Source organism: Candidatus Zixiibacteriota bacterium (assembly GCA_040756055.1).
Lineage (GTDB): Bacteria > Zixibacteria > MSB-5A5 > GN15 > FEB-12.
In genome coordinates, this window is record JBFLZR010000005.1 from 317,451 (window position 1) to 344,084 (window position 26,634).

At 52.8% G+C, this 26,634-nt stretch carries 26 protein-coding genes and 1 tRNA gene; 5 read left to right on the forward strand and 22 right to left on the reverse strand.

All coding sequences use genetic code 11. The features are described from left to right. Positions 1-19: 19 nt before the first annotated feature. From AB1483_11375 to AB1483_11445, 15 genes are all read right to left on the reverse strand, one after another. A tRNA-Gly gene (locus tag AB1483_11375) sits at positions 20-91 on the reverse strand. An 80-nt stretch (positions 92-171) separates the two neighbouring features. Next, complete coding sequence (gene tatC, locus AB1483_11380; GenBank protein MEW6413051.1) at positions 172-957, reverse strand: twin-arginine translocase subunit TatC; 786 nt, start codon at positions 955-957, stop codon at positions 172-174. A 65-nt stretch (positions 958-1,022) separates the two neighbouring features. Then, positions 1,023-1,472, reverse strand: coding sequence for a transcriptional regulator NrdR (gene nrdR, locus AB1483_11385; GenBank protein MEW6413052.1), 450 nt, complete (start codon positions 1,470-1,472; stop codon positions 1,023-1,025). 25 nt (positions 1,473-1,497) lie between these two features. After that, positions 1,498-1,824, reverse strand: coding sequence for a divalent-cation tolerance protein CutA (cutA, locus tag AB1483_11390; protein MEW6413053.1), 327 nt, complete (start codon positions 1,822-1,824; stop codon positions 1,498-1,500). Next, positions 1,824-2,135, reverse strand: coding sequence for an MTH1187 family thiamine-binding protein (locus AB1483_11395; protein MEW6413054.1), 312 nt, complete (start codon positions 2,133-2,135; stop codon positions 1,824-1,826). Before AB1483_11395 ends, cutA begins: the two co-directional genes overlap by 1 nt. 12 nt (positions 2,136-2,147) lie before the next feature. Beyond that, on the reverse strand, positions 2,148-3,392 hold the full coding sequence (gene glyA / locus AB1483_11400) for a serine hydroxymethyltransferase (protein ID MEW6413055.1): 1,245 nt from the start codon (positions 3,390-3,392) through the stop codon (positions 2,148-2,150). A gap of 173 nt (positions 3,393-3,565) precedes the next feature. After that, positions 3,566-4,423: a DUF4097 family beta strand repeat-containing protein gene (locus AB1483_11405; protein ID MEW6413056.1), complete on the reverse strand. Its 858-nt coding sequence runs from the start codon at positions 4,421-4,423 to the stop codon at positions 3,566-3,568. Positions 4,424-4,586: 163 nt separating this feature from the next. Further along, the gene (locus AB1483_11410; GenBank protein MEW6413057.1) at positions 4,587-8,165 is read right to left on the reverse strand and encodes a hypothetical protein; all 3,579 of its coding nucleotides are present in this window, start codon (positions 8,163-8,165) and stop codon (positions 4,587-4,589) included. Between the two features lie 148 nt (positions 8,166-8,313). Next, positions 8,314-8,754 (reverse strand): ribose 5-phosphate isomerase B, encoded by a 441-nt coding sequence (rpiB, locus tag AB1483_11415; protein ID MEW6413058.1) that lies wholly within the window; start codon positions 8,752-8,754, stop codon positions 8,314-8,316. Beyond that, entirely contained in the window at positions 8,751-9,692 is a 942-nt protein-coding gene (locus AB1483_11420) for a branched-chain amino acid transaminase (GenBank protein MEW6413059.1), read from the reverse strand. Before AB1483_11420 ends, rpiB begins: the two co-directional genes overlap by 4 nt. A gap of 182 nt (positions 9,693-9,874) precedes the next feature. Then, positions 9,875-10,447: a biotin transporter BioY gene (locus tag AB1483_11425; GenBank protein MEW6413060.1), complete on the reverse strand. Its 573-nt coding sequence runs from the start codon at positions 10,445-10,447 to the stop codon at positions 9,875-9,877. Positions 10,448-10,623: 176 nt separating this feature from the next. After that, positions 10,624-11,763, reverse strand: a complete 1,140-nt coding sequence (locus tag AB1483_11430) for an acyl-CoA dehydrogenase family protein (protein MEW6413061.1) — start codon at positions 11,761-11,763, stop codon at positions 10,624-10,626. A gap of 3 nt (positions 11,764-11,766) precedes the next feature. Continuing rightward, on the reverse strand, positions 11,767-12,909 hold the full coding sequence (locus tag AB1483_11435; protein ID MEW6413062.1) for an acyl-CoA dehydrogenase family protein: 1,143 nt from the start codon (positions 12,907-12,909) through the stop codon (positions 11,767-11,769). Between the two features lie 11 nt (positions 12,910-12,920). Then, complete coding sequence (locus tag AB1483_11440; protein MEW6413063.1) at positions 12,921-13,784, reverse strand: 3-hydroxybutyryl-CoA dehydrogenase; 864 nt, start codon at positions 13,782-13,784, stop codon at positions 12,921-12,923. A 29-nt stretch (positions 13,785-13,813) separates the two neighbouring features. Continuing rightward, positions 13,814-15,004, reverse strand: coding sequence for an acetyl-CoA C-acetyltransferase (locus tag AB1483_11445; GenBank protein ID MEW6413064.1), 1,191 nt, complete (start codon positions 15,002-15,004; stop codon positions 13,814-13,816). Positions 15,005-15,207: 203 nt separating this feature from the next. On the opposite strand from AB1483_11445, the gene AB1483_11450 reads away from it, so the two are divergent. The 3 genes from AB1483_11450 (at position 15,208) to AB1483_11460 (ending at position 17,322) form a co-directional block, all read left to right on the forward strand. Further along, complete coding sequence (locus AB1483_11450) at positions 15,208-15,936, forward strand: hypothetical protein (protein MEW6413065.1); 729 nt, start codon at positions 15,208-15,210, stop codon at positions 15,934-15,936. Between the two features lie 20 nt (positions 15,937-15,956). Then, positions 15,957-16,559, forward strand: coding sequence for an outer membrane beta-barrel protein (locus tag AB1483_11455; GenBank protein ID MEW6413066.1), 603 nt, complete (start codon positions 15,957-15,959; stop codon positions 16,557-16,559). Positions 16,560-16,734: 175 nt separating this feature from the next. Continuing rightward, positions 16,735-17,322, forward strand: coding sequence for an outer membrane beta-barrel protein (locus tag AB1483_11460; GenBank protein MEW6413067.1), 588 nt, complete (start codon positions 16,735-16,737; stop codon positions 17,320-17,322). A 75-nt stretch (positions 17,323-17,397) separates the two neighbouring features. Here the strand turns inward: AB1483_11460 and AB1483_11465 are convergent, their stop codons facing one another. The 6 genes from AB1483_11465 to AB1483_11490 all read right to left on the reverse strand — a co-directional run bounded on the left by AB1483_11465 (position 17,398) and on the right by AB1483_11490 (position 24,207). After that, a complete protein-coding gene (locus AB1483_11465) occupies positions 17,398-17,898 on the reverse strand; it encodes a biotin/lipoyl-containing protein (protein ID MEW6413068.1) in 501 nt (166 codons plus the stop codon). Further along, positions 17,891-19,423, reverse strand: a complete 1,533-nt coding sequence (locus tag AB1483_11470; protein MEW6413069.1) for an acetyl-CoA carboxylase biotin carboxylase subunit — start codon at positions 19,421-19,423, stop codon at positions 17,891-17,893. Before AB1483_11470 ends, AB1483_11465 begins: the two co-directional genes overlap by 8 nt. Positions 19,424-19,436: 13 nt before the next feature. Next, complete coding sequence (locus tag AB1483_11475; protein MEW6413070.1) at positions 19,437-20,222, reverse strand: enoyl-CoA hydratase-related protein; 786 nt, start codon at positions 20,220-20,222, stop codon at positions 19,437-19,439. A 24-nt stretch (positions 20,223-20,246) separates the two neighbouring features. Beyond that, positions 20,247-21,854: a carboxyl transferase domain-containing protein gene (locus AB1483_11480; GenBank protein ID MEW6413071.1), complete on the reverse strand. Its 1,608-nt coding sequence runs from the start codon at positions 21,852-21,854 to the stop codon at positions 20,247-20,249. 4 nt (positions 21,855-21,858) lie between these two features. Next, positions 21,859-23,664 (reverse strand): acyclic terpene utilization AtuA family protein, encoded by a 1,806-nt coding sequence (locus AB1483_11485; protein MEW6413072.1) that lies wholly within the window; start codon positions 23,662-23,664, stop codon positions 21,859-21,861. A gap of 324 nt (positions 23,665-23,988) precedes the next feature. Beyond that, entirely contained in the window at positions 23,989-24,207 is a 219-nt protein-coding gene (locus tag AB1483_11490; protein MEW6413073.1) for a hypothetical protein, read from the reverse strand. 456 nt (positions 24,208-24,663) lie between these two features. On the opposite strand from AB1483_11490, the gene AB1483_11495 reads away from it, so the two are divergent. Both AB1483_11495 and AB1483_11500 read left to right on the forward strand, forming a co-directional pair. Beyond that, on the forward strand, positions 24,664-25,791 hold the full coding sequence (locus AB1483_11495; GenBank protein MEW6413074.1) for a DUF262 domain-containing protein: 1,128 nt from the start codon (positions 24,664-24,666) through the stop codon (positions 25,789-25,791). A 4-nt stretch (positions 25,792-25,795) separates the two neighbouring features. Next, positions 25,796-26,482, forward strand: coding sequence for a HEPN domain-containing protein (locus AB1483_11500; protein ID MEW6413075.1), 687 nt, complete (start codon positions 25,796-25,798; stop codon positions 26,480-26,482). A gap of 39 nt (positions 26,483-26,521) precedes the next feature. Here AB1483_11500 and AB1483_11505 read toward each other — a convergent pair. Further along, positions 26,522-26,634: IS110 family transposase (locus tag AB1483_11505; protein MEW6413076.1), on the reverse strand; the 113-nt coding region annotated here is incomplete at its 5' end.

Genomic DNA, 26,634 nt, shown 5'->3' on the forward strand with positions numbered 1-26,634 from the left:
ATTTTTGCCCATAAAAAAGAGCGGGCGATGGGGGTCGAACCCACGACGTCAAGCTTGGGAAGCTTGCATTCTACCGCTGAATTACGCCCGCTTAATTCCTCAGGAAATGTACTTTAAGGAATTTCGATTGTCAATATCAGGGTTTGTACCAGTCCGCTGGCTTTAAAATACCTACTCGGGCGGAGCTTCTGAAATCTCGCCCGCCGCGGCATCTACTTCCTCCCGGCGACGGCCGGTCAGCCTGACCACGATAATCGACACCTCGTATAGGGCATACATCGGCACCGCAAGCATGACCTGAGTGATTACATCCGGAGGCGTGATAATAGCAGCCACAATGAGAATAACCACAATAGCATACCGACGCCCCTTGGCCAGAAACGATGAGCTTATTATGCCCATTTTCCCAAGGAAATAAGCCACTATGGGCATTTCGAAACTGAATCCGAACGCTATCAGCAAAAGGCCAATAAAGTCGATGTAACTGCTGATGGTGATCTGGTTTTGAATCTCCCCGCCGGAAAACCCCAGAAGATACTGGAACGCCAGGGGAAGCATCACGACAAAGCAAAAAGCCGCCCCCACCAAAAACAGAATAGTTGAGACTATGACAAGCGGAAGAATCGCCTTCTTCTCCCGCCTATAAAGCCCGGGGGAAACAAAAGCCCACATCTGGTAAAACACTATGGGAAGGGCGGCGAAAACACCCGTAAACAGAGCGATCTTCAGGTAAGCGTAAAACGTCCCCGTCACCTGTATGTTATAAAGAGGGATATCGCCAAAGGGAATCCTGATGAATTTGATCAGCTCATCCGAAAAATAAAAAGCAACGCCGGCCATGACTCCAACCGAAAGTAACGACTTCAGCAGCCTGCGCCGCAGCTCTTCCAGATGATGTAAAAACGGCATTGAGCCGCCGGTCTGTTCCTGAGGTTCGGGGGTGATTTCGTCTACCATAGGATATGAATTATGCCAAATGAAGTTTCGTTGTCAAACCTTTTCAGCCGCGCCGTCGGGCTCGTCTACTCAAGAAGCTTCTTCATCTCCTCGAGAAACTCGGCCTTGTCCTTGAATTTGCGGTACACCGAAGCAAACCGCACATAGGCGATTTCGTCGGTCTGGCGAAGCTTATTCATCACCATCTCGCCGATCTCGCTGCTGTTAACCTCGGTTTTGAACTTGCCTTTGATTTGATTTTCAAGATCGTCAACCATCGTCTCGATCTCTTTGGAGGTCACGGGGCGCTTGTTACAGGCCAACTTGATTCCGTAAAGAAGTTTATATCGATCGTACGGTTCCCGCCGGCCATCGGACTTGTTGACCGTCAATGTACCCTGTTCGATATACTCGTAGGTCGTATACCGTTCGTGACACTGAAGACACTCGCGGCGGCGGCGGATAGCGCGGCCGTCCTGCGATGGACGGCTGTCGACCACCTTATCTTCCTCATGTCCACAGGCAGGGCATTTCATCTATTCAGCCACCGATGTATCCGGACTACTTCGGCTCCTTGGCCATCTCATCGATGACCCAGTTGAGATAATCCGGAAGCCCCTCGGCAAGACTCATGGTGATTATTTCGGGAACGTCATAAGGATGATTCGCCTGAACGTACCCGATCATCGACTCAACCTTGAGCTGGGTGGTTTTGATGATCAGCAGCGCCTCTTCATCGTGCTGAATCTTATCTTCCCACCAGAATATCGACTCCATTTTCGGGACAATATTGACACAGGCGGCCAGCCTCTCCTCAACGAGTCCCTTGGCCAACGCCGTCGCCTCATCCCTCGGTATGGTCACCATGGCTACGCGTACATGTTCCATTATTTCTTTATCTCCCTGCGCAAACGTTTTTCAATCGACTCTACCTTGCCGGCCAGACGATTCTTCGCTCCCTTGCGGTCATCGATGTTGATGATGATATAGATGCGGTCATGCCCGCGTCGGCGAAGCGCCAGGCGGGCCTTGTTTATCACCTTCATCACCGGTTCCCACTCTCCCTCGATGATGGTGCTCATAGCTGTCAGTTTGTACGGAAGGCCGGACTTGTCTATTATATCGATTACTTTCGCTACTTCTTTAGAAACCGATGATGACCGCCTGCTCGTCGGAAACATCGACAGCTGAAACAACATCGGAATATTCTCCTATCTTTCCCTGTACAGCGGGAATTTCTCGCAGAAAGCCGCTACTTCTTTCGCGATTCCGGCCAGGGCGTCATCGTCGCGACGGTTCTGAATGCCGCGATCAATAAAGTCAGCGATCTGCTTCATCTCTGCGACTCCCATTCCGCGAGTCGTCACCGCCGGCGTACCGATTCTGATCCCCGATGTTACAAACGGCTTCTCCGGATCGAACGGCACCGTGTTCTTATTCACCGTAATACCGGCCTTATCCAGAGCGTTCTCAACCTTCTTGCCGGTCAGCTTGGGAACGTCAATAAACGACACCAGCATCAGATGTGTGTCGGTGCCGCCGGCAACCAGTCTGTAACCCTTGTCTTTCAGCGCCTGAGCCAGCGTGGCGGCATTTTCAACGATGCGCTTCTGATAAGCTTTAAATTCATCCGTAGCCGCTTCTTTGAAGGCAACGGCTTTGGCGGCTATGATGTGCATAAGCGGACCGCCCTGAATCCCCGGCATAACCATCCGGTCGAGGTCGGCAGCATACTGCTCTTTACACATAACCACCCCGCCACGTGGCCCGCGAAGCGTTTTGTGAGTGGTCGATGTCACGAAATCAGCGTATGGAATTGGCGATGGATGCAGCCCGGCGGCTACCAATCCCGCTATATGAGCGATATCGACCATCATGTATGCCCCGCAGGCATCACACGCCGCGCGAATCTTCTCAAAATCCCAGAAACGCGGATATGCCGATGCTCCCGCCACGATCATCTTGGGCTTGATTTCCTTTGCCCGCTCGATCAGCTTATCGTAATCAACCGTCTCGGTCTCTTTATCAACCTGGTAGCCCTCAAAGTCATAAAGAAAGCCGGAGAAATTAATCGGGTGACCATGAGTCAGGTGTCCACCGTGAGACAAATCAAGCCCCATGACTTTGTCGCCCGGCTTGAGTACCGTGAAATAAACCGCCATATTGGCCTGAGAACCCGAGTGCGGCTGCACATTGGCATGCTCGCAGCTGAAGAGCGCTTTCAACCGCTCGCGAGCGAGATCCTCCGCCACATCCACAAACTCACAGCCCCCATAATACCGTTTACCCGGATACCCTTCCGCGTACTTATTGGTCATCACCCCGCCAGCCGCCTCCATAACAGCCTCGGAGACAAAGTTTTCAGAAGCAATAAGCTCCAGCTTGGTCTGCTGACGGTTAGTTTCGTTGGTTATCGCTTCGTATATTTCCGGGTCGACTTGTTTAAGATATGACATATTCTGACTCCAATTGTTTTTATAGATATTCACGGAATGTAAACAATTTAACCCTGCCGGTCAACGTCCATTGGGGGATTTATTGGACAGTTCAAGCCTTTGCCGTACAAAAGGAAAAGGCGAAGCCATACCGGCTCCGCCATTCTAATCACTCCACATCTAACAACTAACGATTACTTTTCCCTTAATTCAGCCTTCCCCGACGCCGTCTCGATAAGTATCTCAGGTTTATCCTCACCGCGCGTAAAGGCCTTGGCGATATACCTGTCACCGTGCCTGCGGAAGACCTCCTCACCGTCAAAATCGATCGGCGAGATTATCCGCCCCTTGCCCTCTTTGGCCACGAACTCGAAGTACCCCTTGATCGGGTTTCCGCCAAAGTTCAAAAGGGCCTTGCCTGATGCCGACGATACCGCCAGGCCCCAGTCCGGGCTGGCCGCAAGGCGCAAATCAACATCCCCCGATGCTGCCGAAAAACTGCTGCTTTGTGTCAAGGTGACTCCCTCTCCCTCGACACGGCCTGACGCCGATGATGCGCTGAAATCTCCCCTGCAGTCCTCCAGCACTACGTCACCCGATGCTGACGACAGGTCAAACTCCCCTTCGCAGTTGGTAAGCAGAATTTCTCCCGAGGCTACGCTGACAGTGAAATCCCCCTTGAGGTCATGAGCCTCGAAATCCCCGGATGCCGATGAAAACCGTATTCGGGTACCATCGGGAACCGTGATGATCCAGTCAGAGTCGCCGCTGGATGAACCGTAAAACTTCTCATCGATAACAATGGAATTCGCGCGTTCACGAATCTTCGGCTCAAACGAGTCATACGGGGTGTAGTGGGCGTCGACTTCCACGATGATTTTGCCGGGTTCTCCCTTGCGGATAATACAATCACCACTAATCGTATTGATCTTGACCATCTCTTTGGCATCGAAGGTCCTGGTTAACCCGCGCGCGTGAGCCCCGGCAGCCACGCCAATCAACATTACCAGAACGATTACTCCGGCCCGCTTAGAGGCGTTGAGATTTTTCATGCTTGTTTCCTCCTGACTCTCGGACTATTAACCTGCTACTGTTTTCACCCTAAACCGTATGATTGCACTTTCAGTAGTTCTATACGGATTGTTCCGGCCGCTGGTTTCGCACAAAAAAGAGCGGCGCAAAAGCGCCGCTCTTCAATGAGTTATGACCTGTGGATCAGTTCACTAGCCAAAAATCGCGAGGATATATGCGATACAGAACCACATCTTCCCCTTCCACAGCCTTCAAATATTCCTCAAAAGCCTCAAATTGGGATTCCGGACCGATCAGCAGACAACTTGCATCTTGAACCTCGGATAGCTTCGGCCCCCAACCGGGAAGTATCCTCCCCGTTACTGCCTCAAGACGCGACGCCAGTTTGTCATAGAGCCCCGCGTCCTGGCGCAGGTCAAGTATGCCCTGCCTGAACGAGCTTACCGCCTCCGGCGTAATTCCATCTGCCAGATCTGCCGCCATGCGCCGACCGCGTACTTCATACCTGTCGGCCGCCCGCCCGGCGCCGAACGTTAGCGCAATAGCGTACTCCGAAAGAGACTTATCGTAACCGGCGTTGCGCAACTCATCAACGACAAACTGAACCGTCTGAACCAGACTCGGGCAACGCTCCGCATAATAACCAATCTCTCCGGTAGTCTCACTGCTACGGATGCCATTCGAGTAGGCCAATCCTGCCGCCCATGTTTTCATAAAGAGCGAATGCGGGCCGCCTCCCGAATAAAGACGCACCGACAACAAATCGAGCAGTCCCTCCTGATCAGCATTAAAATAATTGACCGCCGGCGCTGAATAGTTGATCAACCCGTTGCGGGTACTCTCATTTATCAAGCCCACAAAAAGCGGCTGCTCCGTGCCGGTCATCCGCCGGCGAAGCCGCTCGTGGACTACCGGATTGCTGGAGTAAACCTGCTTAACCGAGGGCTCACGGCTAAACCTGCCGACCAACTGCCCCTGCAGCGGCAACAACGCGGCCTGACTCTTCTCGCTGCCAACCATATACCCCCGCACGTTGTCCTGCCTCAATATGGTTGCCATCACTTGCCTGAAGCCTTGAAGAACGTCCGACGGACTCACGAATGCCAACGTCGAAGGAATCATCTCGCAGAGATACTTCCAGTCGTCCTTCAAACTGCCATCCGGTATGGTACCGAGACACTGCAGAAGGTCGTCGGCCGCCTCTTTAGCGAACTCCTTGTTCGATTCAGAAAGACTCTCGTAGACATCGACCACGGCGCTGAATTCCTCTGAGGCTGCCGAAGGAACTTCTCCCGTGACAATACAAGTGGCGATTGCCTTCATACCATCCCGATCACTTCCGAGTCCAAAGCCCGACATATCCTTCATAAATTGAGCGAACTGCACCGCGCTTTCCTCGTCCTCGGCCTCTCTGAGCATCCACTTCAACTTGAGCAGCGAGTGCTGCTTGGTAAGAAAACTCTTCGATGACAAAAGCAGCGGGTTAGACTGTCTCCAGTAGGTGTTGATAGGAACTTGAACCCAGAACTCTTCCCATCCCTTCATCCCGTTGCGGGCATTGGTCAAAGCGATATCGATAGCGTCGCGTATCCTCGGCAGATTCTCCGGCCGCCAGTCCGGATTGTAAAGAACTGTCTCGATCCACTTGAGACCCTTCTCCGATTCTTCCAGCACGCTCCCCGAGGCCCTCACGGCAAGCTCCACCCTCTCCGTGGCGTAGTTGACATCGAACGATGCGTCCAGACTCAGAATCTCTTTGCGCATCAATTCGGAGGCCTTGTCATATGATACCGGCTGACCATCTATGATAAAGCCCACTTCCGTAAGCATGGTCGGCAGAGCCGATACATAGACAAGCTCCGCCTCCGGCACCACGGTCATATCAAAGGCCAGCCCAACCTCGGCGCTGGTGATATTGTTGAACGTGGAAACGACATTCTCGCCTCCACCAGGAAGCTTTTCCACTCGATACTGAAGCAGCCCGTCCAGCGTCATCGGCGGGTCATCAATAAAGCGAGGCATCTCGACAGTCGCCGAGGCGCTGTCAATTTCGGCGGTCTTCGCGTCATACTCCGCCACGAACCGATCGATCGCTTCCTTGCGATCCTCAACGCCATAATCGTCTTTGAGCTTCTCAATAAAGGCCTCTATCCTCTGCTGTCTCTCCGCCTCCATCTGCGGAATCATTTCCGGGTTGGCTTTCGCCGCGACCCCGTAGGGGATGGTCGTAAGCAACTGCCACTTGTCGATATATTCCTTCCAGAAATTCTTGCCCGATGAAAGCAGTCTCTCGGCCAGAGCCAGATTGTCGGTCAGCGTCAACTGCTTGCGGAAGCCATCGACCCGGTACAGACTGTGAAGGTGGCCATCCCACCACCACCCGGCGTTGCGAAACCCGAATCGCGGCGGCGAATTGAGGTTCTCGCGAAGCTGTCGGCGCATGCTCATCACATCACTCGCCGCTCTCGCGTTGAACTCCCTGAGCTCATCGGAACCATCCGCGTAATTCGCAATTGCCTCGATCTCTGCCAGAACGATCGACCTGACGGAATCAATCATCTTCTCGGTAGCGGCCTCACGTCTGGTATCATCCAGTCCAATATAGATTGGCATCCCCTGGTCGCTGGAAACCCAGCCGAACACGCCGCTGGAGCCAAGATCCAAAAGGCGCGTCTGTGAGTCGATGAATCTCTTGTACAGATTCGACGCGTCACCGCTGGCAAGGTTACCGACAAACAAATCCAAAAGCAGGGCGTCATCGAGAGTGAATTCCCGCAGCGGCGGCCATGCCAGCATGAGCAGCCCCGGCTCGCTCTCGTTTTGATGCGGAAAATCGGTTATCGCGATTGACCCCACCGGCGCCATGTCCGGCTTGGGAAACCGCTGCTGAAGACTCGCGGGGTCTTCGCCTGGCTCGGCATCAGGCTCCACCCGCGCGAATATCTCACTCGTCCGGGATAGAAACTCCTCCAGCCCAATCTCATCGGGAATCGAAATTATCGTCCCCATATTGTTCAACCGGTAACAATTCTCGTGGAAGCTCCGCATATCCTCGGCGGTAGCCTCACGCATTGCCGGCGGATAACCGCCCGATGAGTTGGAGAGCGGGTGATTCTCGCCGTAAAGCATCTCACCGAGCTTCATATACAAATTCTCACTCGTCCCTTCGAAACCGCTAACCATCTCGGTATATACCGACCCCTTTTCTTCAAGCGCGATAGACCCATCCGAAGGATTCACACTATAACCGATATTGCAGATTTCACGGCGAAGGTCCTCATCCGTAAAAGTCGGATTGAGCAATCCATCGAGCTTCGCCTCCAGAATCTGGAAAAACACTTCTTTCCCCGCTATCGTATTGAAGTGATAACCGGTGGTTATTTGCCCCGTGCCGGCGGTGCTGTTGCTCAGCGTCATATCTTCCAGTGCCGACACATACAGAGCCTTCGTCCCCTTGCCCAACACCATGTGTTCCATGGCGTGGGGTTCGCCTTTGTCCGATGGCGGCGCACTGTTTATCCAGAAAAATCCCTGCGGCACCGACTGTATCCGCAGAACATCCAGCACACTTCCGCTGGGAATGTGACGAAACTGCGCGCCGATCGCGACGCCATCTTCGTTCACCCACAAATTTGCCACCTCAAACGACGCTATCTGCTGTCCCTCGGTGAGAACGTCAAACTCCCCCTGCGCGACAGCGACAGAAAACAGCAGCAATACCGCCACGACGATAGCTGCCCCTTGCCGGATAAGTCTTTTCATGCTTTTCCTCGAATATGAGAGTCAATATAGATATGAATTTGCGACATATACCCTGACTACCGGGTGTGTAACACTAAAGTTTCACGGAAGCTACAAAAAAACCCCCACCGCGTCAAGCACGATAGGGGTAGTCGCTTTTCTGAAAATATTACTCTTTCTCCAAGTCCATGATTTTCTCCAGCCGCCGCAGGTGCCGGCCCCCCTCAAAATCCGTCGTCACGAACTGCTTCACGATCTCCTCAAGGTCCGCCTCAGGCGTATACTTTTGAGAAAGAGTCAAGACGTTGGCGTTGTTGTGAAGACGCGTCAAATGCGCCATCTCCGGGTTCACAGCCAGTCCGGCGCGGATACCCTTGACCTTGTTGGCGGCCATGTTCATACCGTTGCCGGTCCAGCACACCGTCATGCCGTAATCAACCTCGCCATCCGCCACAGCATGCGCCACCTTCAGGCCGAAATCCGGATAGTCAACCGACTCCTTCGAATTGGTCCCAAAATCAACAACCTCGTGACCCATCTTCGTCAGAATCGCCTTGACCTTCTCTTTCCACTCGAACCCGGCATGATCACATCCTATTGCTATCCTCACGATACCGCCACTCCCTTGTATTCAGGAACGTAAGTCAACCAGCCGAACCTGTCTTTCGCGCGTCCCTCAATAATGTCAAAAAACGCTTTCTGCAGCGCTTCGGTGATAGGACCGCGTTTGCCTGAACCGATCTGTATATTATCCACTTTCGAAATAGGTGTAATCTCGGCCGCTGAACCGGTGAAGAACACCTCATCCGACAGGTACACCGCTTCACGCGGCACATTCTGCTCGATAACCTTGATTCCCATTTCTTCCGCCAAACGAATCACCGAACTGCGGGTGATACCGGGAAGAATCGATGCCGCGAAGGTGGGCGTAATCAACGCTCCCTTGCGAACGAGGAAAATATTCTCCGCGGAACCTTCGGAGACATTGCCGTTGACATCGAGGGCGATACCTTCGACATACCCGTGCGATGCCGCCTCCATCTTGATAAGTCCGCTGTTGAGATAATTGCCGCCCGCTTTGGCCATAGCCGGCATAGTGTTCGGGGCAATTCGATTCCACGACGAGAAACAGACCGAAACGCCGTTCTCCATCGCGTCTTCACCCAGGTACTTGCCCCACGCCCAGGTGCCTATCGCGAATTCGACGGGACACGGTGTCGGATCCACCCCGAGCACTTTGTAACCGCGGTAAACCACCGGCCGAACATAACAGGCCCCAAGCTTATTGGCGCCAATCAAATTAAGGATAGCCTCGTTTATCTCCTCGTCCGTATACGGTATCCGCATCCGGTAAATCTTGGCGGAATCGCGAAGTCTTTGAGTATGATCATTCAGCCTGAAACAGGCCGGGCCTTTCGGAGTCTTGTAGCAGCGCATACCCTCGAAAACCGAAGTACCATAATGCACCACATGCGATAAGACGTGAATTTTGGCGTCATCCCATTTAACCAGCTTTCCATTCATCCAGATATATTCAACGGGAGTCATTGTGGCTTTAACCTCCTGTCAGTTATGAGATATTGTGCGATTTCAGTAACAACATGATAACCGAAACGAGCCTGGAATTCAACGAAAATAACAAAAAAGCCCCGGAGAGTCCTCTAAAAGCAGAATATCCGGCAAATCCTCCCCTTACCAACTCTTGACTGGAAATCAGCCCTGAATAGCGATTAGCTCTTTCGGCCCGTGAATTTCCACACCGATGGCAAAATAACCGATGCCAGAGCGAGCTTCACAACCGCCCCCGGCACAAACGGGTACAACCCCATTTCCAGTACCGCCCCTGATGGAACCAGCCGGGATAACCACGCCAGACCACACACGAAAATCACCACCGTGCCAGCCGTCATCGCTCCCACCGAACGCAGATAACTACGGTCCCAGCCCCTGTCGGCCAGGTACCCCACTACAAAGGCCGCAACAGGGAAGCCAAGAAGATATCCACCGGTCGGACCAACGAATTTGACAAATCCGGCGGTGCCCCCGGCAAAGACCGGCAGACCCATCGCTCCCTCAACCAGATAGGCCATCACGACCGCGGTCCCTCGCACTCGCCCCAGAGCCATTCCAATCAAAAGCACACCAAACGTCTGACCCGTAATCGGCACCGGTGAAAACGGCAGATTTATCGCCATATAAGAGGTCAACACCAAAAGTGCGTTGAATGCCAGTAAGAGCGGAAGTTCGGCCAAGAGACTCGATGGCCGTATGAAACTGTAAACTGTCGCGGTCCGTACTTTCATGTGGTTCTCCTTTTAGTAATCTACGTGTCAATCCCCGAATTTAGAAGCAGCCGTTTTCAAAGGCAAGCTCGAAATCACTCGCCTGTCGCACCCCAAAAAGCGACGGGGACAGGTGATCAATCTGTCCCCGCTGAGGATATAGCTTATGGAACTGTTAAGCCTATCCGAAAAGGAATCTATTTAAGCTCTTTAAGCATCTCCCTTGCAATCACAAGACGCTGAATTTCAGATGTACCTTCGCCAATCTCGCACAGTTTCACGTCGCGCCAGATACGTTCCGCCGGATGAGGACCGGTCAGGTAACCGATACCACCGAGAATATCCAGAGCGCGCTCGGCCGTGCGACGCCCCACCTCAGAGGCGTAAAGCTTGCAGATTGCCGAGTACTTCGTAAACTTCTCCCCCGAATCCTTGCGCCGGGCACAATCATAAATCAACAGCCGGGCCGCCTCGACCTCCATAGCCATATCGGCGAGTTTATGCTGAATAGCCTGATTGTAAGCGATCGGCTTGCCGAACTGCTTACGATCCGCCGAGTACTTCAACGCGCAGTCAAGCGCCCCCTGGGCCAACCCGAGAGCCATGGCGCCGATAGAAATACGCCCGCCGTCAAGAGTAATCAACATCTGCTTGAACCCCTCACCCTCGTTTCCGAGAAGATTATCATTTGGCACTTTCATGTCATCAAAATGGAGAAAAGCCGTATCACTGCCGCGCAGCCCCAACTTGTTCTCCTTCTTGCCGACATCGTAGCCTTTCCAGTCTTTCTCGAAAATAAAGGATGTGATCTGCTTGTCTTCGGGGTTATCCGAAGTCCTCGCCACGGCGATTGTCGCAAAAGCCACCGTCGCCGATGTAATCCAGCACTTGCTGCCATTGACAACCCAGTGATCACCATTGCGGCGCGCCATGGTTCGCGTACCGCCGGCATCCGAACCCGCGTCCGGCTCACTCAGTCCAAAAGCTATAAGTTCGCCTTTGGCCGCCCGCGGAAGATACCTCTGACGTTGCTCCTCCGTGCCGAAATAAAGTATCGGAAACGTCCCCAGCGAATTGTGAGCCGCGACCATAATTCCGGTCGAACCGCACACCCGCGAGAGTTCCTCAACCGCTATCGAATACGAAATCGTGTCAACCGGCATCCCGCCGTATTTCTCGGGAACCAGCGCACTGAACAGACCCATCTGCGCCATCGGCCCGATATGCTCATGGGGAAACCGCTGCTCCTCATCGAGTGTCTGCGCCAGCGGCTCTATCTGCTTTAAGGCAAAGGCTCTTATCTTCTCTCTGTATTCGTGATGTTTTTTCTCAAGCAAAACTTACTCCTTCAGTAAGTCCTTGGAGATTACCATACGCTGCGCTTCCGAGGTACCCTCGTACAACTCGGTGACGCGAGCATCGCGGAAATACCGCTCAACGGGATACTCCTTGATATATCCGTAACCGCCGTGAATCTGCACCGCCTCGTTACATACGAAATTGGCCGTCTGAGTGGCGAACAATTTTGACATCGAGGCCTCGCGATGACATGCCTCCCCGGCGTCTTTCAACTGCGCGGCCCGGTAACCCAGAAGTCTCGCGGCATCGATACGCATGGCCATATCGGCCAGCTTGAACTGAATGGCCTGAAAATTGCATATCTCCTGTCCGAACTGCTTGCGCTCTTTGGAGTACTTCAACGCTTCGTTAAAAGCCGCCTGCGCTATACCGATAGCCTGGAACGAGACACCGATACGGCCCGAATTGAGAATTGTGACCGCCTGACGGAACCCTTTACCGAGCTCACCGCAAAGATTCTCTTTCGGCACTTTCACATCACTGAAACTGATTTCGCGGGTATCGGATGCTTTTATGCCGCACTTCTTCTCCGGAGCGCCAAGCATGATACCCTCGCTGTCCTTATCGACGATGAAACAGCTTATGCCGCGATGACCGGCCGATGGATCAGTTTTGGCGAAGACTATCAGCACGCTGGCGAACCCGGCATTGGTCACGAAAGTCTTGGTTCCATTCACAAGATAATGATCGCCCTTGTCCACCGCCGTGGTCGATAGCGACGCCACATCGGTCCCGGCATTCGGCTCGGTTACACAATAAGCGCCGATCTTCTCCCCGGCGGCCATCGCCGGAAGATACTTCTGCTTCAGTTCATCCGAACCGAACAGCTTGATAATTTCGCAGGTGAGAGAATTGTGCACCGACAGCATGATGCCGAACCCGGCGCATGCCGCGCACAACTCTTCGAGCACGCCCATAAACGCGGTAGCGCTCAGCCCAAGACCACCATACTCCTCGGGAACCGTGAACCCGAAATAGCCGAGTTCCGCGCACTCCTTGATGAGCTCTTCTGGGGTTATACCTTCTTCATCGAATTCCATCGCCCGCGGATACAAACGCTTCTCGGCGAAATCCCGCGCCATCTGCTTCAGTTCCAGTTCCTCTTCGGACAGGTGAAAATCCATAGGCCTCTCCTTTATTGGTTGTATGCGTAAAAGCCGCGTCCTGTCTTACGCCCGAGATAACCGGCCTGCACCATCTTTTTCAGAAGCGGGCACGGACGATATTTGGGATCGCCCAGTCCATCGTGCATCACTTCCAAAATCGCCTGGCAAACATCCAGACCGATAAAGTCGGCCAGCCACAGCGGTCCCATCGGATGCGAAGCCCCCAGCTTCATCACCTCGTCGATCGCTTCCACCGTAGCCACGCCCTCCATGAGCGCAAAAATCGCCTCATTGATCATCGGCATCAAAATACGATTGGCGATAAAACCCGGATAATCATTGACCTCAACCGGCGTCTTGCCAAGCTTCTCGGACAACTGCTTGGCCAGACCCGTGGTCGCATCCGAAGTCGCTATACCGCGAATCAATTCCACCAGCTTCATCATCGGCACCGGATTCATGAAATGCATGCCGATAAACTTATCAGCACGACGTGTGGCCGAAGCCAGCTTCGTGATCGGCAACGATGACGTATTCGAGGCGAAAATCGTATCTACGGCACAAATTTCCTCTAATTTGCGGAAAATGTCAAGCTTGAGATTGAGATCTTCATTGACCGCTTCGATCACCAGTTGCGAGCTCTTGGCCGCGTGAAGGTCGGTGGTGGTCTTGATCAGAGCCATCGCCTGCACCTTCTGCTCCTCGGTCACCTTCTCCTTCTTGATAAAGCGATCGATACTCTTGGAAATATTCTGTACCGCCCTGTCAAGATAGTCCTGCTTAACATCGACCAGGTTAACCGTATACCCATGCAGTGCGAAAACCTGGGCAATACCATTGCCCATCGTCCCGCTGCCAATCACAGTTACCTGTTTAATATCCTGTACTGTCATAATCTGTATACTCCCGGACTGATAACCAGTTAACACAATTCAATGGCCATCGCCACGGCGTTGCCGCCGCCCAGACACAATGTAGCCATTCCAGTCTTGAGACCGCGGTCTTTCAACGCATAAATCAGCGTCACCAGAACACGGGTGCCCGATGCTCCGATGGGATGCCCCAGCGCCACCGCGCCCCCATTCACATTCACACGATCCCAGTCCCACTTCAACTCCAAACCGTCCGCAAGCGCCTGCGCCGCGAAAGCCTCATTGGCTTCTATCAAATCCCAATGATTGATATCAACATTCATCTTCTTCATCAGCTTCCGGACCGCGTAAATCGGCGAGAAGAACAGGTCCGCCGGCGGCGTACCGGCCACCGCGTAGTTGATAACCTTCGCCAGCGGCTTGAGCCCGTGCTTCTGCAGATAATCGCCCGACACGACCACGGTCGCCGCGCTGCCATCATTCAACCCCGGAGCGTTACCCGCTGTCACCGTACCATCCTTCTCGAACGCCGGCTTCAGCTTGGCGAGTCCGTCCAGCGAAATAGTCGGACGCGGTCCCTCGTCCTTGTCGAAAATGACCGGATCACCCTTGCGCTGGGGTATTTCAACCGGGAAAATCTCCTCTTTGAATTTCCCCGCCTCCTGCGCCGCTACCGCCTTCTTGTGCGAATTGAAAGCAAACTCGTCCTGCATTTCTCTTGTGATATTGGCCTTCTTGCGCGTCAGCTCGGCGGCGCTGCCCATATGGAAATTGTTGAAACTGTCCCATAAACCGTCAGTAATCATCAGATCCACCAGTTTCTGATGGCCGAACTTGAACCCCATTTTGGCCCCGTGCAGAGCCATCGGCGTGTGTGACATCGACTCCATGCCGCCGGCCACGATTACATCCTGGTCACCCGCCTTAATCGACTGAGCGGCAAGCATAACCGCCTTGAGCCCTGAGCCACAAACCTTGTTGATCGTCATGGCAGCCGCTTCAGCCGGAACCCCACCGTGAATCGCCGCCTGGCGAGCAGGGGCCTGATTGCTGCCCCCCTGCACCACCTGACCCATGATGACTTCCTCAATATCCGCCGGATTAACTCCGCAGCGTTTTACTGCCTCTTTTATGGCAAACGCACCAAGTTGCGGTGCCGTGAAAGCAGCCAACCCGCTGTGCAATAAGCCTATCGCACTGCGACATGCCGACACAATATAGGCGTCTCTATTCTGTGCCATTTTGGATTATTCCTCCAAGTTTGGTTTTTTTAAGATATGATATGGTATGTATATACGAAAAACCCGTGACCAGCGCAAGTGAATCGATTCACAAATAGGACGAACGGTGTAATTTATTTTTATGTTGCCGCCTCTTGCGCCCCGACATTTTCTTAAACAAAACACTCTGGCCGACCGAAATACCCAAAATCAAGGGAGGAACAATGAAAGTCACACTGACCTTGGCGGTCCTAATTTTTTTCGCGGGCACCATTGCGGCCGCAGACAATCCGGTTGATAAAGGCAGCCTGATGTTGGCCGGCAACGCCTTCTTCATGTCGCAAAGCGGCGATCTCTGGGAAGAAGGTGGCGATGCCTTCACCACTATCACGTTTATGCCTACCGTGGGATACTTCGTTTCACCCGGCCTGATGATAGGCGGAAACCTGGTCTTCAGCAGACAGTCTCAGGGCGATGCCTCATTGACAGACTTCGCCATCGGACCGACTATCGGTTACTACTTCAACACCAACAAGGAAAGGGCCGAAGTTAAGGGAGCTGTCTACCCATTTATATCTGGCTTCTTTACCTATGGTAAATCGAAGTTCGACGCCGGTGATTGGGACTCAACTACCGACATCATGCAATTCGGCGGTCACGCTGGCATCTTGTACATGCTGTCAAGCGCCGTAGGTCTCAACGCCGGTATCAATTTCTGGGTTGACAGCTATGACTTCGAAGGCGCTCCTGAGTCCATTGATGGTACCACGCTTCAGATAGGCGCCGGATTCACATCATTCATCTATTTGACCTGCCAACTCGCGAAAGTCGCTGCCCCGCCTGTCAAAAGAATCGGCGGGGCTTTTTATTTCACTTTGTCAGCCGCTATTCCCCATTATCGATGGGTAAAGTCACCGCTCCAAACAGCCGACCTTAAAAGTAAATGCCATTAACAACTTACGGGAGTAGTAAAATGAAAAAGACAGTTCTTATCTGTGCAGTCACCCTGCTGTTTGCCGTGGGCGCATCGGCCCAGGTACCATCGCCAATCAGTGTCTATATCGGCGGCGCCCTGAGCGTCCCCAGCTCCGGAAATTTCAATGCCGGCTGGCAGATGGGTTATCACGGTATGGCCGGTGTCGGCTATAAACTATCCAAAAACCTCATGCTGTCCGGCAAGATCGAACACCACACCTTCTTTTTCGATTTGGCCGACTTTTTCGGCGTCGATGGCGGTGATACGAAAGTGTGGATGTACGGCATCGACGGCCGCTACACCCTCAATCTGCCCGCCATACCGCTCAAACCATATGTCAAGGCAGGCAGCGGTATAGCTAAAATCTCATGGCAGGAATTCGAGAGCACCGATCCGAGCACCACCCTGACCGCCGCGGTGCTCAATGCCGGCATCACCGAAGCTTCGGCGAGCAAAGTTTACTTCGATATCGGTGGCGGCATCGAGCTCAAAGCCATCCCGGCGTTCGGTCTCTTTGCCGAGGCCCGCTACGTAAGCGTCGCCACCGATGGCGAGCGCATGAGCTTCGTGCCCATGACAATCGGACTGAAATTCTTTTAAAATACCGAATCGACCAATTACAGGCCGGAGATGACTCCGGCCTTTTTATTTAGACGATTTCCCTCACCTTCGGCTTCCGATTTTAGAAACGTCCGCGAAAGATTTTTATTTGACACCGGCTGACCCGCTGGACTTTCTTGACCTCACCCTTAAATTGTAAGCAAATGGAGGCAATATGAAAAAAGCGCTTTTCACTCTCGTTGTTCTGACCTTGACAACGTCCGTCTCGGTCGCGCAAACGCCAAAACCGTTCGACCTCTACGCCGGAGGCGGCATTACTTTCGGATCTTCACCGGACATTTTCAAAACCCAGCATAAAGAAGGCTACCATCTTTTCGGCGGTATCGGCTTCCACATGATTCCGCTGATCCAGTTCGTCGGGAAAATCGAGTATCAATCGTTCGCAAAAGATTTCGATGAATTCCGCACCGAAATCACCGACCTCAGCGGCGGAACCCGGCGCATCCTTATGTTCGGAGTCGATGCCCGTCTTGGCACCAACGTCCCCACGGCCCCGATAAGACCCTTTATCTTCGCCGGACTCGGCCTTGCCCGCCAATCCGAAAGCGACTTAGAAACGGCCTTCGAGATAGCCATACAGGACTATGACAGCCAGACCGACCTCTACCTCAACATCGGCGGCGGGATAGAATTTAAGATGCTGAAAATATTCAACGTATTCGTTCAGGCCAGGTATCTGAATATCAAACAGGACGGCGGCGATCTGTCGCTTGTCCCGGTCTCGCTTGGATTAAAAATCTGACGATGTCAAATGATCAAAAAAAAGGCCGGAGCGACTACTCCGGCTTTTTTTATTATGGCCTATCGTCAATAATGACTATTCAATCAGGTCCAGCTCTATTATTGGCGTCTCAGTATCAACCTGGTCGCCCGCCGCGAAATTGACAGCCTTCACCGTCCCCTTCGCCTTGCTGTTGACCTGGTTTTCCATCTTCATCGCCTCCACGATAACCATCGGCTGCTTCTCCTCCACCTCATCGCCAACCTTGACCATCACCTTGACAATCTTACCCGGCATCGGCGCGAAAATCTTATCCTTTTCGCCCGCGTGGCCGGCTCCGCCGCTTCCGGCGAAACCGTCTTCCGATGATTCATGAATCTCCGCCAGCACCGAATCCACGTCGATATAGCAGACCCCTTTGTGAAAGATCGCGGCCGCGTGAAAAGTGTGCCCGTTAACCGTAACCGTGTACAGGTTATTGCCGGCCGGCAAAAACTCGAACTCCCGCTCACCCGTGACAATTCTTATCGTATCACCTTTTTTCTCGAACGAAGCGGTAACCTTCTCCCCGTCCAGCAGAAACTCATGGCTATTCATGGATCGAATCTCCTATCTGCAGGCTGCCAAGAGTCTGCCACGGCGTGGGCGCCTTCTGGACTCCCCTGAATCCTCCTTTGCCGCTTGCTTTCGATGAATTCACTGTCGCCGCCGTAGCGGCGCCAACCGCCAACGCCTTGAACAGGTCACTATCCATCGAACGCTCCTTCATGTGCTTCTCAATGAAATCAGTGTAGGTGTTGCCGGCTATGAACTCAGGATGCTCCAGCACATCGATCATGAACTTTTTCGATGTCTTCACACCAAGAATCTTATAGTTATTCAAAGCATCGACCATCTTCTTGATAGCCGTATTTCTGTCCGGGGCATGCACTATCAGCTTGGCCATGATGGGATCGTAATCAATAGTAATCTCACTGCCCTGCCTGATGCCCGAATCCACTCGAATACCCGGCCCGGTTGGCTCACTGTACAGAAGAACTGTGCCTGTCGAAGGCATAAACCCGTTCTCCCCGTCCTCAGCGTAAATACGACACTCGATAGCGTGTCCTCTTTGCGTCAATGCCTTAAATTGCTCGCTGAGTGGTTTACCGGCCGCGATCCTGATCTGCTCCAGCACAAGGTCCGTTCCCGTAACAAGCTCCGTCACCGGATGCTCCACCTGGATGCGCGTGTTCATCTCCAGAAAATAATAATGCCCGGTGGCATCCAACAGAAATTCCACCGTACCGGCGTTTCTGTAACCTGCCGCCTGAGCTACCCTGACCGCATCCGCACCCATACGGGCACGAAGTTCATCATTGAGCGCTACCGATGGCGTCTCTTCGACAATCTTCTGATGGCGCCTTTGAATCGAACACTCTCTCTCGAAAACATGAACGGTGTTGCCGTGGTGATCCGCCAGCACCTGAAATTCCACATGGCGCGGATTAACGATGTACTTCTCCAGATAAACCGTATCATCGTCAAAGGCGTTTTTCGCCTCCCGGCGAGCCGCCTCAAGGGCGTCGGGAAGTTCTTTCGGCGACGCTACAACTCTCATACCCTTTCCGCCGCCACCGGCCGCCGCCTTAATCATCACCGGGTAGCCCGCCTCGGATGCCGCTTTCTCGTACACTTTTATATCAGACGCCGATGTTTTCATGCCCGGTATCAGCGGCACGCCGGCATCAGCCATCTTAACCCGCGACTCAACCTTGTTGCCCAGAAGCCGGATAGCGTCAGCTGTCGGCCCGATAAACACTATCCCCTCTTTCTCACACCTCTCGGCAAACAGCGGGTTTTCCGCAAGAAATCCGTACCCGGGATGAATTGCGTCGGCCCCCACTTCTTTTGCCGCCTGCACGATCTTTCCGATATCGAGATATGACTCACGCGGCGGCGGCGGACCGATATACACCGACTCATCGGCCATCATCCGATGCCTCGCCTTCACATCGGCATCCGAGTAAACCGCTACCGACGGTATCCCCAGCGTACGGCAGGCATTAATCACCCTGATCGCGATCTCGCCACGGTTGGCCACAAGTATCTTCTTAAACAGTTTTTCGTTCGCTTGCTTCATAGATGTATTCCCGTTACTCCTTTGCCCACTTTGGCGGCCGCTTATTGAGAAACGCGTCCATACCTTCCTGCCCCTCGTCGGACACGCGAAGGCGCGCTATCATCTCCGCCGTATAAGGCTTGAACTTATCAGGCATCATTCCCGGAACCTCACTGACCAGCTTCTTGGCCATAGCCACCGCTTCCGGCCCCGATGACAACACGAATTTGACAAGAGCGTCGACCTCCGCGTCAAGCTGATCATCATCGACCACCTTATTTACCAGCCCGACTTCAAACGCCCTCTCAGCGTTCATTCTTTCACCGGTAATAAACAGTTCGCGCGCCTTTCCCTCCCCCATCTTCTTAATGACGTACGGCCCGATACACGCCGGCACCACCCCGATTTTCACTTCCGAAAAAGAGAACTTCGCCGAGCGCGCCGCGATGGCGATATCACACACCGCCACGAAACCGGTCCCGCCACCTATGGCGGCGCCGTTTATCTTGCCTATTACCGGACGCTTGAAAGCGTATATCTTGTAGAACAGATCTGCCAGTTCATTCGACTCCGCCAGGTTCTCCTCGAACGACTGCGTAATCACCGAACGCATCCAATTCAAGTCCGCGCCGGCGCAGAACGATTTCCCCTCGCCGGTAATGACCACCAGCCGGAGCTTATCATCCTTGCCGATCTCGTCGAAAAGCCGAAGCATCTCGCGAATAAGCGTCGAATTAAACGCGTTGTGGATCTCAGGCCGGTTGAAAGTAACAAGCCCGACTCGATCCCGCTTCTCGTAATTTATTGTCGTATAACTCATAGACCTCTCTCAGTACGGCCGAACTTACATTCTAAACACGCCATATTTCTGATCCGGTATCGCCGCGTTCAGCGACATCGATATCCCAAGCGCCAGCATCTGGCGAGTCTCGGTCATACCGATAATACCGTCATCCCACAGACGCGCACCCGAATAATACGGCGTCGATTCACCTTCGTACTTGTCAATAATCGGTTGTCTGATAGCCTTAATTTCTTTTGCGGTAAGCTTCTTGCCTTCCTTCTGAAGCTGCTCGATCTTGACCTGGGCAAGAACATCGGCTGCCTGCTCACCACCCATGACGCAAATTTTCGCATTTGGCCACATCCACATCAGACGAGGGAAATAGCCGCGCCCGCACATGGCATAGTTGCCGGCTCCATAAGAACCACCAACCACCACCGTGAACTTCGGCACATCGGCATTCGCCACCGCATGAACCAGTTTAGCGCCATCGCGGGCAATACCCCCGGCCTCGTACTGACGGCCGACAATAAAGCCGGATATGTTCTGAAGGAATATCAGCGGAATCTTGCGAATCGTACAAAGCTCGATAAAGTGCGCGCCCTTGAGCGATGATTCCGAGAACAGCACTCCGTTGTTGCCCAGGATACCCACCGGGTAACCCATTATCCGCGCAAACCCGCACACCAGCGTGCTGCCATAAAGCTCTTTGAACTCATGGAACCTCGAACCGTCAACAATACGCGCAATCACCTCGTGAATATCGAAAGCCTTGCGAATATCATTTGATACCGTCCCGTAAAGTTCCTCCGGATCATAATAAGGATCTTCCGGCTCCGACCTGTCTATCTCCGTATAGGGCGTGCGATTCAGATTCTCAACAATATTGCGCGTAATCGCGATCGCGTGCTCATCGTTCTGGGCGTAATGGTCGCTGACTCCCGATGTCCGGCAGTGAACATCGGCGCCGCCCAATTCCTCGGCCGTAACAACCTCACCGGTGGCCGCTTTGACCAGCGGCGGCCCGCCGATAAAAATCGTTCCCTGCTTGCGAACGATAATCGTCTCGTCCGACATCGCCGGTAAATACGCCCCTCCCGCCGTACACGAACCCATAACAGCCGAAATCTGCGGTATCCCCTTCATCGACATCCGCGCCATATTGTAAAAAATCCGTCCGAAATGATCCTTATCTGGAAATGTCCCCGACTGAAGCGGCAAGAATATCCCGCCCGAATCCACCAGCGATATGCATGGAAGGTGATTCGTCTCGGCGATCTCCTGCGCCCGCGCGTGCTTGAGAATGGTCATCGGGAAGTACGTTCCGCCCTTGACCGTCGCATCATTGACTATAACCATCACCTCACGGCCGTGAACCACGCCAACCCCGGTAATAATCCCCGCCGCAGGGGCGTCGTTGTCGTACATATCATAGGCCGCCAGAGGACTCAGTTCCAGAAACGGAGTATTGCGGTCGAGAAGTTTCGCCAGCCGGTCGCGCGGAAGAAGCTTGCCGCGGTCTGTGTGACGTTGCCGTGAACGCTCCGGACCACCCAGTTTGACCTTTTCAAGACGTTCTTTGAACGTCAGATGCTGCGCCTTGTTTTTCTCGTAGTTGTTTTTGTAGGTCGCTGATTTCGTATCAACCTTGGATTCAATTCGGTACATGCGTTTATCTCTTTGAAGGTTTATTTTTCAATATCGATGACGGCACATCCACTTGCATCTGCAAAAGCGCCTGCGCCAGTGTTTTTCCCTGCGGGTCTATCATAAGCGACTTCGTGCCCCCGCCGCCAAGTGTTTCCTCCAGAAGAAAATTCAAGCCATGGAGATTATCCAGCTCATAGCGACTCACCTTCCCGAAAGTTATCCCCTTAAAGAAACTCTTCACCTCGGCCGCCGTCAAGTTCTCCACCAGCCAGCCGTAAATCTCCGGTGACCGCGCCAGGACACCTATGTTACACGTGTCCCCCTTATCACCGCTTCGCGCGTAGGCTATCTCCTGAAGTTTGACTCTCTGGCTCTTGCCGGTGTACTTCCTTGCCTTCACCCCGGATTTGTGATCGGCGTCATTTTCCGGCATTATCGAACGCACCCTGATTGGAAACGATATCTCGTGGAAATCCTCGTCCCCTTTCGTGTCTATTACAAGAACCTTCGCCTTGACCCGGCTGCGATGCATCAGCGCCGGCCAATAGGCTACTACGAGCGATGGTTTCGGCCTGCCACCTGTCGTAACAGCCATCCCGGCCGGACCCGACAAAATCAGCGTCGAAAGGGCTTTGCCGAAGTCTTTTACTTTCTTCAGTTCACGATCGCGCACCGCGAACCTGAGAAGTATCTCGTTGGATTCACACTTCCTCAACGCATCCGGCCAGATCGACCCCGCCCCCAGCATATCCGTCCGCGTCGCCTCGTACTTGTGCCTGAGCTTCTTCCAGAATATATCCGCGATAATCTTAGCTTTCTTCTCAGTCTCAGGACCTGACACCAAAACCGCTCCGTTCGATTTCCATCCGTCCTCAAACGACATCGACACCTTCAAATGATCCGGCTCGGGCTTTCCCTTGATTCCGAACACTCGCACCCGGTTGACGCCTTCAGTTTTGAGCTGAATCGTGTCAAACCGCGCTACACCATCGGGGCTGATATAGTTCGATGGATCCCCCATCTCATAAACCAGTTGCTCCTTGATAGTCTTCTCCGAAATCAAGCCGCCGGTGCTTTTGTGCTTGGTCACCACAAATTCCCCCGAATTTTCCATTTCGATAATCGGGTATCCAATGTTGTGGAAGCTCTTGATTTCGTCCCAGTCGGTGATATTGCCGCCCGATGCCTGCGCGCCGCATTCGATAACGTGCCCGGCAATTATACCGGCCGCCATCTTATCCCAGTCATCCATCGCCCAGCCAAACTCGTGAATCATCGGCGCCAGCGTAAGCCCCGTATCTGTCACCCGACCCGTGACTATTATCTGACACCCCGCTTCAAGCGCTTTCACGACCGGCTCCGCGCCGAGATAGATGTTGGCCGATGTTATCCTCGGGCGAACCTTGAAAAAATCCTCCCCGGTCTCCATGTTCGTAAATCTCTCCCCCGCCGCAGTCAATTCATACAAATGATTTACGATGTCATCACCATAGACTATCCCCACCTTGAGATTCAGCTTTTTCTTCTGAGCCATTTCGATAATCTTGCGGCCCATGCCAATGGGGTTAATGCCCCCGGCGCTGGCGATTACTTTGACTTTTTTGGAGACTATCAGGTGAAGGCAGTCATCGAGTTGCTCAAGAAAATCGACCGCATAGCCCAAATCGGGATTCTGTTTTCTCTGGCGCTGAAGAATCGACATGGTGATTTCCGCCAGAAAATCCATGGTGATATAATCCAGCGGGCCGCCGGTAAGCTGACGTTTCAAAGCCGATAGATCGTCGCCCCAGTATCCTCCGGCATTACCGATCCGAATCTTCTTTTTCAAGAATATCCCCTATAAAGCATTGTTATCCAACCGATAAACAGAATCGCAGAGCCTGTGAGATTCGAATATACTATTTTTCGGATTGATTGTAAAGAGGTAAGCCGGATTCCTCGTCCGAGGTCACTGATGGCTGGTGGGTGGCAGACTCAAACTTTGTTTGTGCGCGGCAGATATCCTCATCTGCCCGTACCGAGTTTTGTGCGCGGTCCCGCGCCTCGCGGGATCCTCATCTGCCCATGGGTGGCAGACTGTGCGCGGTCCCGCGCTTCGCGGGATCCTCATCTGCCCGTACTGAATTGAGATGTAAATGATATCCCCGAGCCACTACCAGCCGTGAGTGGTCTTGCGGCTCCGGAAGTAGTTCCACAGCCACCCAACCACCAAACCGCAGAGTGCGCCGACCGCGACCGATATCGGCAGAACGGTTGTCATGTGGTCGGTATCCTGAAGGCCGACAGCGTCGGTTATGAATGGGTATAAAAGCCCGTATGCTGCCCCGACGGCAACCGCCAATAAGATAGTTTTAGTGGCCTTTTTATCCATTTCGCGTCAGCCCCCTTGTTTCCCATTTCCGACAAAACTACGCATCTTGTTGAATTTCTGGCAACAAAAAAAAACAGCGGGCTACGGCGCTAGACAATGTGCCCTGTGGGCGGCAAGCAATGTGCTCTGTGGGCGGCAGATGCATCCCCGTGCGCCGATGGCGTGCCCCCGTCTGCCCCTACACCTATTTCCTTCCAAGTTACGTCACGTCCTGATTCCGCCTGCGGAATTGTGACCTGACGGCTAAAAAGTTGACATCACGGCCCAGTTTACTTATCTTCCCTTATCGCTTATCAGCAACGACCAATCATCAGCGATCAGACTCACAGGGGAGCGGTCAATAAGCGGGAGAACAAAAACAAAATAGCCGAACACACTCTTAGAGAGAAGATAGTGAGAACCCTGCTTCTGAAGCAGACCAGCCTAACTTGAGTTGGGGACAGAAAGGAAGTCGGCGTGTCAGATATAGAACGAGACCCCGAGACATTGGAGTTTGAAGACCTTCCCGACGATTCGATCCAGGATGGTGAAGAGATACCAAAGGAAGTTCGAAAGTTGAGAACTCAGGCCTATGACAAAGCCGTGAGTGATCTTGTCGACATGATTAGAAGTCAGGATCTCGTTCTAGATCCCGACTATCAGCGAAACTACATATGGGACAATAAGCGCGCGTCGCTTTTGGTCGAATCGGTTCTTCTGAATGTTCCGATTCCGGTAATTTATGTGGCAGAAGATGACGACGGCAAATGGGTAATTGTGGATGGTCTCCAGCGTCTCAACTCTCTTCGCCGGTATTTTGATAATGAGTACAAGCTCCGCAACCTGGAGATCTTGGACGACTTGAATAAGACCCAATTTAGTAATCTCAACCCCAAAGCTAGGCGCTTGCTAAAGAACGGCATCCTTCGCGTTATCGTAATCAAAGCAGAATCGCATCCCGAAATTAAATATGACATTTTCCAGCGACTTAATAGGGGCGCAGTATCGTTGAATGAACAGGAACTTCGAAACTGCATGTATCGAGGTGAATTCTGCAATCTGCTAAAGGAGCTTCGCGAGTACCCACCTTTCTTGAAGGCTATTGGGATCGAGAAACCGCACAAACGCTACTATGACACCGAACTAATACTGCGCTTTCTTGCCCTGCAGAGCTCATACTCCCCCAGTGAAGGAAAGGTTACAGCTTATCCCAACAAAATGAAAACGTTTCTAAACAGATTCATGCTGAAACACCAACACGCCGAAGCCGATACGCTCCGGCATTTCTCAAGCACCTTCAGAGACACAATTGACAAGGTTGTCGCAATCATTCCACCGCCATCATTCCGACGCTTTAAACCCGAGGACGGCACGATTGACACCCGCTTGAACCGAGCCCTGATGGATGCCATCATGGTCGCGTTTGCAAACCACGACGCGAACTTTCTGAGTAACAAGAAGTCCGAAGTCACCGCTCTGTATCGAAACCTGCCCATGGAAGCATCAGGATTCAATGATGCTTTGATCTACGGTACTTCGGACACAAAGAAACTGGAATTGCGACTCAACACTTGGCATGCGGCCCTAGGTGAGCTCAAGGATTAAGTCCATGCCTACATTTGACGCAACCCTTGAATTTTCAAAGGCATTGACCGAAGTGGACATTCTAATTCGCGAGTCGGCATCCAATAGCAAGAACCCGGATGTTCAGGACGCTTTCAACAAGGGAGCTATCCTTCTGTTGGTGGCAAAGGTGGAGGCGTTCTTTGAGCATATTGTGGAAGAATTCTGTTTTAGACTGTCATCCCGTGGATTGAAGTGTGAGCAAATACCTGATCCGGTTCGCCTTCATGCCACTCGCCGATTGCTCAACGACGAGCTTCTTGCAGCTCTGAAGCATTGCAAGGGAGAAAAGGTCTTTCCTGTGATGAAAGACCTCTCACTGCTCTGGCACGATGGTTCCGTCCTGAAAAACATCAAAGTCGACAGTTCCTTCTCTTATGGAAAGCACGGAGAGGCAGAAGTTCGTAGACTATTTCAGAGAATAGGTGTAGACGATGTGTTTGAAACCTGCAAGATTTCTGATGATCAGGAGACCCTTGCTCAGGTCAGCAGTCAACCCACCTATGTGGTATCATCTGATGTCAATGCGTTGACCGGATATCGCAACAACATTCTCCACAGCGACGGGACCCCCAACATCACTCGCCAACAAATAGAAGGTTATAGGGCGCGACTGTTCAGGTTTGCCGAGACAGTAGATCAACATCTTGATACGATGGACCGCAACCTCTAAACTCTGGAATGGGTTATCAGTCCCGGTAGATACCGTCTTTTATGTCAATGGTTGATATTGTGGATTGAACCTTTCTCTTTTTATGAGCATAGCTCTGATTATGTTCAGCATTTTCCTCATGCAGGCCGCCAGAGCGACTTTTTTGAGTTTTC

What these genes read in the sequence shown, in the direction of transcription:
- AB1483_11405 (MEW6413056.1), bottom strand. Translation starts at nt 4,423, where the DNA reads ATGAAAAATCTCAACGCCTCTAAGCGGGCCGGAGTAATCGTTCTGGTA.
- glyA (MEW6413055.1), bottom strand. Translation starts at nt 3,392, where the DNA reads ATGTCATATCTTAAACAAGTCGACCCGGAAATATACGAAGCGATAACC.
- AB1483_11455 (MEW6413066.1), top strand. Translation starts at nt 15,957, where the DNA reads ATGAAAAAGACAGTTCTTATCTGTGCAGTCACCCTGCTGTTTGCCGTG.
- AB1483_11465 (MEW6413068.1), bottom strand. Translation starts at nt 17,898, where the DNA reads ATGAATAGCCATGAGTTTCTGCTGGACGGGGAGAAGGTTACCGCTTCG.
- AB1483_11420 (MEW6413059.1), bottom strand. Translation starts at nt 9,692, where the DNA reads ATGACTCCCGTTGAATATATCTGGATGAATGGAAAGCTGGTTAAATGG.
- AB1483_11460 (MEW6413067.1), top strand. Translation starts at nt 16,735, where the DNA reads ATGAAAAAAGCGCTTTTCACTCTCGTTGTTCTGACCTTGACAACGTCC.
- AB1483_11445 (MEW6413064.1), bottom strand. Translation starts at nt 15,004, where the DNA reads ATGGCACAGAATAGAGACGCCTATATTGTGTCGGCATGTCGCAGTGCG.
- AB1483_11475 (MEW6413070.1), bottom strand. Translation starts at nt 20,222, where the DNA reads ATGAGTTATACGACAATAAATTACGAGAAGCGGGATCGAGTCGGGCTT.
- AB1483_11435 (MEW6413062.1), bottom strand. Translation starts at nt 12,909, where the DNA reads ATGGATTTTCACCTGTCCGAAGAGGAACTGGAACTGAAGCAGATGGCG.
- AB1483_11490 (MEW6413073.1), bottom strand. Translation starts at nt 24,207, where the DNA reads ATGGATAAAAAGGCCACTAAAACTATCTTATTGGCGGTTGCCGTCGGG.
- AB1483_11440 (MEW6413063.1), bottom strand. Translation starts at nt 13,784, where the DNA reads ATGACAGTACAGGATATTAAACAGGTAACTGTGATTGGCAGCGGGACG.
- tatC (MEW6413051.1), bottom strand. Translation starts at nt 957, where the DNA reads ATGGTAGACGAAATCACCCCCGAACCTCAGGAACAGACCGGCGGCTCA.
- AB1483_11500 (MEW6413075.1), top strand. Translation starts at nt 25,796, where the DNA reads ATGCCTACATTTGACGCAACCCTTGAATTTTCAAAGGCATTGACCGAA.
- AB1483_11410 (MEW6413057.1), bottom strand. Translation starts at nt 8,165, where the DNA reads ATGAAAAGACTTATCCGGCAAGGGGCAGCTATCGTCGTGGCGGTATTG.
- cutA (MEW6413053.1), bottom strand. Translation starts at nt 1,824, where the DNA reads ATGGAACATGTACGCGTAGCCATGGTGACCATACCGAGGGATGAGGCG.
- AB1483_11450 (MEW6413065.1), top strand. Translation starts at nt 15,208, where the DNA reads ATGAAAGTCACACTGACCTTGGCGGTCCTAATTTTTTTCGCGGGCACC.
- AB1483_11480 (MEW6413071.1), bottom strand. Translation starts at nt 21,854, where the DNA reads ATGTACCGAATTGAATCCAAGGTTGATACGAAATCAGCGACCTACAAA.
- AB1483_11470 (MEW6413069.1), bottom strand. Translation starts at nt 19,423, where the DNA reads ATGAAGCAAGCGAACGAAAAACTGTTTAAGAAGATACTTGTGGCCAAC.
- AB1483_11425 (MEW6413060.1), bottom strand. Translation starts at nt 10,447, where the DNA reads ATGAAAGTACGGACCGCGACAGTTTACAGTTTCATACGGCCATCGAGT.
- nrdR (MEW6413052.1), bottom strand. Translation starts at nt 1,472, where the DNA reads ATGAAATGCCCTGCCTGTGGACATGAGGAAGATAAGGTGGTCGACAGC.
- AB1483_11395 (MEW6413054.1), bottom strand. Translation starts at nt 2,135, where the DNA reads ATGTTGTTTCAGCTGTCGATGTTTCCGACGAGCAGGCGGTCATCATCG.